The organism is uncultured Campylobacter sp., assembly GCF_905373215.1.
GTDB lineage: Bacteria > Campylobacterota > Campylobacteria > Campylobacterales > Campylobacteraceae > Campylobacter_B.
This window is the reverse complement of record NZ_CAJPRT010000020.1, coordinates 21,422-28,559: the sequence shown is the minus strand read 5'-3', so window position 1 is coordinate 28,559 and position 7,138 is coordinate 21,422. Positions and strand designations below refer to the sequence as shown.

The 7,138-nt window shown below is 47.0% G+C and carries 7 protein-coding genes; 2 read left to right on the top strand and 5 right to left on the bottom strand.

Going from position 1 to position 7,138, the window contains the following annotated elements; translation table 11 throughout:
* Positions 1-63 precede the first annotated feature (63 nt).
* The 4 genes from selD to nspC all read right to left on the bottom strand — a co-directional run bounded on the left by selD (position 64) and on the right by nspC (position 3,974).
* Positions 64-1,083 (bottom strand): selenide, water dikinase SelD, encoded by a 1,020-nt coding sequence (gene selD, locus QZ176_RS08560; protein ID WP_295152831.1) that lies wholly within the window; start codon positions 1,081-1,083, stop codon positions 64-66.
* The gene (yedF, locus tag QZ176_RS08555) at positions 1,083-1,679 is read right to left on the bottom strand and encodes a sulfurtransferase-like selenium metabolism protein YedF (protein WP_295152829.1); all 597 of its coding nucleotides are present in this window, start codon (positions 1,677-1,679) and stop codon (positions 1,083-1,085) included. Before yedF ends, selD begins: the two co-directional genes overlap by 1 nt.
* 85 nt (positions 1,680-1,764) lie before the next feature.
* Positions 1,765-2,724 carry a formate dehydrogenase subunit gamma gene (locus QZ176_RS08550; RefSeq protein ID WP_295152827.1) on the bottom strand — a complete coding sequence of 320 codons (960 nt, stop codon included), beginning with the start codon at positions 2,722-2,724 and terminating at the stop codon, positions 1,765-1,767.
* Between the two features lie 95 nt (positions 2,725-2,819).
* Positions 2,820-3,974, bottom strand: a complete 1,155-nt coding sequence (nspC, locus tag QZ176_RS08545; protein ID WP_295152825.1) for a carboxynorspermidine decarboxylase — start codon at positions 3,972-3,974, stop codon at positions 2,820-2,822.
* 87 nt (positions 3,975-4,061) lie between these two features.
* On the opposite strand from nspC, the gene QZ176_RS08540 reads away from it, so the two are divergent.
* Both QZ176_RS08540 and QZ176_RS08535 read left to right on the top strand, forming a co-directional pair.
* The gene (locus QZ176_RS08540; protein WP_295152823.1) at positions 4,062-4,283 is read left to right on the top strand and encodes a MoaD/ThiS family protein; all 222 of its coding nucleotides are present in this window, start codon (positions 4,062-4,064) and stop codon (positions 4,281-4,283) included.
* A gap of 15 nt (positions 4,284-4,298) precedes the next feature.
* Positions 4,299-4,793 (top strand): molybdenum cofactor biosynthesis protein MoaE, encoded by a 495-nt coding sequence (locus QZ176_RS08535; RefSeq protein WP_295152822.1) that lies wholly within the window; start codon positions 4,299-4,301, stop codon positions 4,791-4,793.
* Between the two features lie 409 nt (positions 4,794-5,202).
* On the opposite strand, the gene QZ176_RS08530 is transcribed toward QZ176_RS08535, so the two are convergent.
* The gene (locus QZ176_RS08530; protein ID WP_295152820.1) at positions 5,203-7,005 is read right to left on the bottom strand and encodes a hypothetical protein; all 1,803 of its coding nucleotides are present in this window, start codon (positions 7,003-7,005) and stop codon (positions 5,203-5,205) included.
* Positions 7,006-7,138 lie beyond the last annotated feature (133 nt).

Here is a 7,138-nt window from a genome sequence, read left to right as displayed (position 1 = left end):
GGTGCGAAACAGAATTGTGATTATACAGAAGCGATGCTTAAAGGGGGCTGAATAAAAAAGATTTTAAACTAAATAAATTTTATGTTCGGAGTGCCCTACTACTTCGCCGACGATAGCGCTACTAGCGTAGCCTGCGTTTTTTAAATTTACAAGCGCTCGCGCCGCGTCCTTTTCCGCTACGGCAAGCAGAAGTCCGCCGCTGGTTTGTGCGTCGCAAAGCGTTATGTCCGGCTCGGAATCGACGCCCGGTGCGATAAATTTTAAATTCTTATAGCTTCCGGCGGGGATCAGCCCCTCATCAAGGCATCTGAGGGCGCTTTTTAGAAGCGGGATTTTGCTAGGATAAATTTTAAAACTCACGTTCTCGTTTATCATCTCAAGCGCGTGTCCAAGTAGTCCAAAGCCCGTCACGTCGGTCGCGGCATGTATTTTTAGACCCGCTAACGCACCCACGGCATAAAAATTTAGCAAAATCATGCTCTCTATCGCGTCACGAAATTCTTCAAATTTAAGAAATTTTGCTTTGATAGCAGTAGCGATGATGCCCGTACCGAGAGGTTTTGTTAGGATCAGCAGGTCGCCTTCGCGTGCTGTATTATTGCTCCAAAATTTACGCGGATTTACGCGCCCCGTAACGCTAAGTCCGTAATAAATTTCGGGAGTAGAGATGGTATGACCGCCTACCAAGACCCCTCCGCACTCTTTGATCTTGTCTTTGCCGCCGCGCAGAATTTCTCGCAGAATTTCGTTTGAGAAATGACAATCGTCAAAACCCACGATGTTTAGGGCGTTTATCACTTCGCCGCCCATCGCAAATACGTCACTTAGGGAATTTGCCGCCGCGATCTGTCCGAAAATAAATGGATCGTCCACCAAAGGAGTTATGAAATCGAGCGTCTGCACTAGCGCAAGATCATCGCTTATGCGAAACACGCTCGCATCTTCGTTGCTGCGGGTGGACGACAGCAGGCTCGCATTGGGCTCGATTAAATTTCCAAGATTTTCGGTTAGACCCGCCGGGTCAAGCTTGGCGGCTCAACCGGCGGCTGCAATAAATTTCGTGAGGTTAAAATCTCTGTAGATCATAGCTTGATTACTTCGTATTTTGATAGGACGTCCATGATTTCGTATGCGTTTGAGATCTCGCCGATTGCGAGCTTATCGACTAGTTTATAGCCCTCTAGGCAGCTTCCGCAGCTTAAAATTTCAGCTCCCGCTTCGTTTAATTTTTTAATCGCCTCAAAGCACTCGTGGCCGCGGTTAGTGGTTATAAGCACGGCGTTGTTTACGCAGATCACTTTCACGGGCTTTTCGTCTAGGTTCAGCGCCGCGCCTAAAAATTTAGCAAGCAAGCTCTTTCCGATCGGGCCGCTTCCGCACTGCTCCTCATTTAGGAATATCACCTTGCCTCTTTTTGGCACCGTGACGTCACAATAAATATCGTCGATATTTTCATCTTTCAGCTCGTCCGTTTTTACAGTTTTTATAAGCGTATCGGCGCCCGCTTGTGAAATTTGCGCCTCGAAGCCATTTTTAGCCAAAAAGCGCTTTATATTTTCGCACGGCGCTACGTCGTTTACTAAAATTTCTAAACTCTCTCCGATTTTTAGCTCGCCGAGGGCTTTTTTAGTGCGTAAAAGCGGTTCCGGGCAATTTAAATTGCGACAATCTAGTTGCATATGTAATCCTTAAAAATAAAAATTCTTTGAACCTCAAAGCTAATGCGAGCCCCACGCAAGCAGGCCCGCATAAAATTTACCCAAGTTATAAGCGCGGGTACTTCGCTTCAAATTGCGATTTGGCGATCTGCCCTTTATCGAGCAGCTCGCGATACCAGTAGTGGTGAAGTACGTAAACTTCCTCCTCCGGCTTGTGTCCGTCGATCATCGAGTGAATGGCACCGCTGATCGCAAAGACCGCCATATAGATATGCACGAGCAAAAAGACCGCGCAGACCGCACCCAAAAGATTATGAATAATCGCGCTTGCTCTTAAAATTTCGATCTGACTCATACCTAGCGCACTTCTCATTGCGGGGATATCGTAGTCTAGGAAAAACATTGACGCACCCGTCGCTATCATCACTATACCGCCTAAAGTCGCGACCCAAAACCACGCCTTTTGGCCTGCGTTAAATTTACCCGCAGGGATCGTGCGCTTCTTTTTGCTTAAATAGCCGCCCACGATCATCATCCATTTGATATCGTAAGCTCGCGGTAGCATACGCCAAAACCACAGCAAGAACATCGGCACGACGGAGATTGCAAACGCTATCGTAGCCAGTCCGTGAGCGTTTTTACAAAATCTCACGAAAGCGCCGCCGCCGAATTCTTCGCCAAACATCATAATCAAGCCTGTCGGAACCAAGATCGCCCATGCGACGGCCGCTACAAGATGGTATAGTCGCTCAAATTTATTAAACGCATAGATCGGCTTGCCCGCATGATGATCGAAGTGCTTCGGCCCTATGATCGCGTAGTGCCCAATAAAAGCTATGATTACGCCTAAAACCGCGCCCAGCGCCAACCAAGCAAAAAAGCCCGAGCTTTGCAGATGTCCTTGAAATTGCAGAAAAATCGGACCGAAGCCATTGCCGTAGCTATCGATGTTTTCAAGCCTTGCATTGCCCCAAACATCGCTATTTCCCTGCACGATATCGGCATATTTTTTCTCTTCGGCCTGCGCATAAATACAGGCAAAAAGCGCGAGAAACAATCTTTTCATGGATTTCCTTAGATATAAAATTCGGACCGATTATATCATTTTTTGCAAAAAATTTTCTTACAAAGTAAAATTACATTTTTGCATTAAGTGCGGAGCTAGTTTCGCCTCGCGTACTCATCGTAGCCAAATTTTTTGATTGCCAAAACCTCTCCGCGCTCGTCCGCTAAGACGAGATCGGGCAGCTTGATGCCGTTAAAGGTCGTGTTTTTCACGATCGTGTAGTGGATCTGATCCTCGAAAATCACCCGATCGCCGATGTTTAGCGGCGCGTCAAATTTATACTCGGGCTGTCCGCTCTCAAGCCCCACGACGTCGCCTGCGAGGCAGGTATTGCCGCCAAAACGATAGCTAAATTTACCGCTCTCGCTCTCGCCGCGCACCGCAGGACGATACGGCATCAGCACGGTATCGGGCATATGAGCTTCAGCGGAAGCGTCTAAAATAGCGATTTTAGCGCCATTTTCTACAATATCAAGCACGCTAGCGACTAAATATCCGCACTCCCAGCCTACCGCCTCGCCGGGCTCGAGATAAATTTCGACCTCGTATTTTTCGCGAAATTTTTTGATCAGCTCTATCAGTAGCTCTACGTCGTAGCCTGCACGCGTGATATGATGCCCGCCGCCGAAATTTAGCCACTTTAGGGCTCTAAAATACTTACCGAATTTCGCCTCGAAAACCTCGAGCACCCGCTCTAAGCTCTGAGCGCTCTCTTCGCACAGCGCGTGAAAATGTAGCCCCGAGATGCCGCGCAAAAAATCGCCGTCTTGCAAGATCGCCCGCTGCAGCGCCTCAAGGCTCATCCCTAGCCTGCTAAAGCTGCCGCACGGATTGTAAGCGTCTTTGGGCGCGAAGGAGGTCTGCGGATTTAGCCGTAGTCCACACGACGCACCCGCAGCGAGCGCCTTTGCGCGGTATTTTTGCCACTGCGCGGCGCTATTGAACACGACATGGTTTGAAATTTTTAAAATTTCATCCAAATCATCCTCTTTGAATGCGGGCGAGTATGTGTGGATTTCGCCGTTTTTAATAAACTCTGCAGCAAATTTCGCCTCATGTAGGCCGCTGCAAGTGGCGCCCCAGAGGTATCTGTCAACGTAAGGCATCGCGAAGCTAAACGCAAAGCCTTTTAGCGCGCATAAAATTTTCGCGCCGCTTCGCTCGCCCACGCCCCGTAAAATTTCTAAATTTTTTACCAATTTTTGCTCCTCACATACGTAAGCGGGGGTAGAAATTTCATCGATTTTCATCGTTTTTCCTCATTAAATTTTTAGGCAATTATATAAAATTTTATGAATTTTTGGTTAAAATCGCCCAATTTTTAAAAAAGGATAAAAATGGTAGAGATAGAATTTTTAGGGCCGATCGGGCGCGAGCCCCTGCACCTAAACGCAAACTCCTTGCAAGAGGTAAAAGCGGAGCTGCAAAAGGACGAAAGTCTGCGGGAGTGGCTCGCAAACTGCGCCGTAGCGGTAAACGATAAGATGATTTATGATGCGAATTTTGCGCTCAAATCCGGCGATCGCGTGAGCCTTCTGCCTCCCGTTTGCGGCGGCTAAGCTTAGGAGGCGGCGATGAGCGAGGCTAAATTTAATCCGGAAATTTTAAGCGGGATCAAGCCTGAAATTTATGAGGGCAGCTTAGATGTGAACGCGATTTTATCGCGCTGGTACGCTAAATTTAAAGACGCAAATTGCGGCGCGTTCATTACTTTCGTAGGCATCGTGCGCGAAGAGGGCGGCATCTGCGCGCTTAGCTTCGATATATACGAGCCGATTTTGCGGACTTGGTTTGAAGCGTGGCAGCAAAAGGCTGCGGCACAGGGCGCATTCGTTCTTTTTGCACATGCAAACGGGGATGTGCCGATCCACGAAAGCTCCTACGTAGCAGGCGTCGTAAGCCCGCAGCGCAAGGTCGCTCTGGCGCTAATAAACGAGTTTGTGGAGGATTTCAAGGCGGCCGCGCCGATCTGGAAATACGACGTAAAGGGCGGCAAAGTAGTAGGCGGGAAGAGGATCTACGCGGCGGATCGCTCGCACAGAGTAAAAGGCGCGGGGCTTTTGGGCTAAATTTAAAAGCATGCGTCGCTTAAATTTATAGACCCACTTCAATTCAATCAAATTTAATCAAAACGGCGATTGCGCCGACAAGCAAAATTCCGTATATAAAATATCGCGGGAATTTTAAAATAAAAATTTGTGTAAATTTAGTGGCTGAGGCTAAATTTAAAGCTCAAAATTTTACTCTAACTCCACGCGCCCGATAAGTATGGCGGCGAGAACTAAAATTTCAAGTCTAAATTTATATCGATTTAATAGATCGACATTGCTACGGAGCGTCGCAAATAAAATAGCGCCGCGCAAACTCTTGCCAAATTTAAAACCCAAATTTCACCGCCGTATATCTAAGCGCAAGTGAAGCACAATGCTATGAAATTTTAAAATTTCATAACAAATAACCATTCCTGCTAAGCGGCGGTTAAAATTTAAACACGCCCTTAGCTTCTGCGATACGCTCGCCAAGGTTCGTAGCGGTATCTTCGCCGCTTGACGCGCACCTAAAGATCGGCTCAAGCACCTCGGCGAAAAAGCCGCTTAGCCCCTCTTGCATGATCTGCGCATTGTTTTGATAGCGCGCTAGCCCCATAAATACGCCGTGCCCGATAGCACCGAGGGCCTTTGCCTCATCGGCGATAAATTTATTCAGCGCCTTGCAAACCGCAACGACCGCGCTTGCATTTACGATCTCGCGATCTCTTAAATAATCCTCAAGCGCGCCGTAATCGCACTCGCATCTGATCCATCTAAACGCCTTTGCAATCGACGGCGAAACGCATTTGTACTCATTTAGAGTGCATAGGACGTATAAATTTTTAGGCACCGCGAAATGTGAGTGGCCGTCCTTTAAAACGACGCTAGCGCGCGCTTTTTCGCCCTCTTCAAAGCCGTCGATTACGTGGGAATTTTTCGTGCGGATCAGCGAAAGCTTATCATTCTCGTCGTAGCGGCGATCCAAAAGCACCGCAGCCTCGCCTAAAATTTTATCCAAGCTCGCAGCACCTGCATTGTCGATCAGAAAATAATACTCGCCCTTCGGATCGTTTAGCGCCTCTTTGCACAGCGCCTTAAACTCGCCATTGATGAAACTTTCGCCGTAAAATCCGTCTATAAAATCGCGGTATTCAAAGCCTTCGTGCAGGCAAACGTAGCGGAAATTTTTTGTCGCGAGCTTCTTTTCGGTGATCAAAGATCGCAGCCTGCGAGTTTTGCCGGTACCGATCGCACCGTAAAATATCGTATTTTTCGCGACCTCTTCGCTTTTGTAGTTTTTGACGTATTCAAAAAATAGCGAGGAGTACACGATCCTAGCCGCGCCAACGACATCCTGCGGATACGGGGTAAATTCTGCGATAAATCGCGAACTTACTTCGTAAAATTCTTCGAAAATTTCAACCTTTTCGTCGTAAAGCAAGCTTAGAATTTGCGCGGTTTCATCGCGATAAACGAGCGTCGGAAACTCATCGTTGCACTGCGCAAATATGCTAGCTAGCAGATAGAGCTTTTCGCGCGAAATTTGCGCGAAATCGCCGTCCTCGGCAAGTCCTAAATTTAGCATCCCGTCGTCGCTTAAGTAGCTATCGATCAGATAGAAATTATCGGCATTTATCGCGGATTTTAAAAATTCCATCAGCACGAAGGGCTGATTATGCAGCGCGACGTCGAAAAAATCGATCGCCAAAGCGCTGTCCACCGCCGTAAGAAGCCTGTAAAGCTCGTCGTAGAAATTGACTAGCTTTTGTTTAAAAATATCGCGCGCGGTGCGCTCCTGCGAATAGCTATTGAAATTTTTGACGATATTCTCGATGAAAATATAAAGCGAGACGATGTTTTTGTCCTCGCCGCTAAGCGCGCTATCTACGCTTTTTACGGCATTTTTAGGAAACAGCTCCTTTTTGCCGACGATGCGGTCTTTAAAAGCGAAATCGTAATAAAACGCGCTGATATTGGAATCAAAAAACTGATCCATAAAGAAATACTCGGCGTGCGCGAACTTCTCGCCCAAAGATAAAATTTTGCAACTTCTAAGATTGCCGTCGCTGAGATTTATATATAAAGTTTGCAAAAACTCGTTCTCGGTCTCATCAAAGCTTGCGAGGCAGCGCTTTATCTCGCCTAAATACTTTGAAATTGCGGTTTGTTTTTTAAGCCAGAATTGGTTTTTGTTGTGATTTTTCCAGCTGGCGACCAGCGACTCGATCTTTTCCTTGCTAAAATCTTGCATGACTCATCCTTGAAAGATTAAAATTGTGTATTGTACTTGAATTTAAATAAATAATTAATAAAACTCTGATCTCGCGACGGAGTGCGAAAGCAAATTTTATTAAATTTACGCGCTAGGAGGCGGTAGGAAATTT

Coding starts and splice junctions, on each gene's coding strand:
- QZ176_RS08550 (WP_295152827.1), bottom strand. CDS start 2,724: ATGAAAAGATTGTTTCTCGCGCTTTTTGCCTGTATTTATGCGCAGGCC.
- QZ176_RS08530 (WP_295152820.1), bottom strand. CDS start 7,005: ATGCAAGATTTTAGCAAGGAAAAGATCGAGTCGCTGGTCGCCAGCTGG.
- QZ176_RS08535 (WP_295152822.1), top strand. CDS start 4,299: ATGAGCGAGGCTAAATTTAATCCGGAAATTTTAAGCGGGATCAAGCCT.
- nspC (WP_295152825.1), bottom strand. CDS start 3,974: ATGAAAATCGATGAAATTTCTACCCCCGCTTACGTATGTGAGGAGCAA.
- yedF (WP_295152829.1), bottom strand. CDS start 1,679: ATGCAACTAGATTGTCGCAATTTAAATTGCCCGGAACCGCTTTTACGC.
- QZ176_RS08540 (WP_295152823.1), top strand. CDS start 4,062: ATGGTAGAGATAGAATTTTTAGGGCCGATCGGGCGCGAGCCCCTGCAC.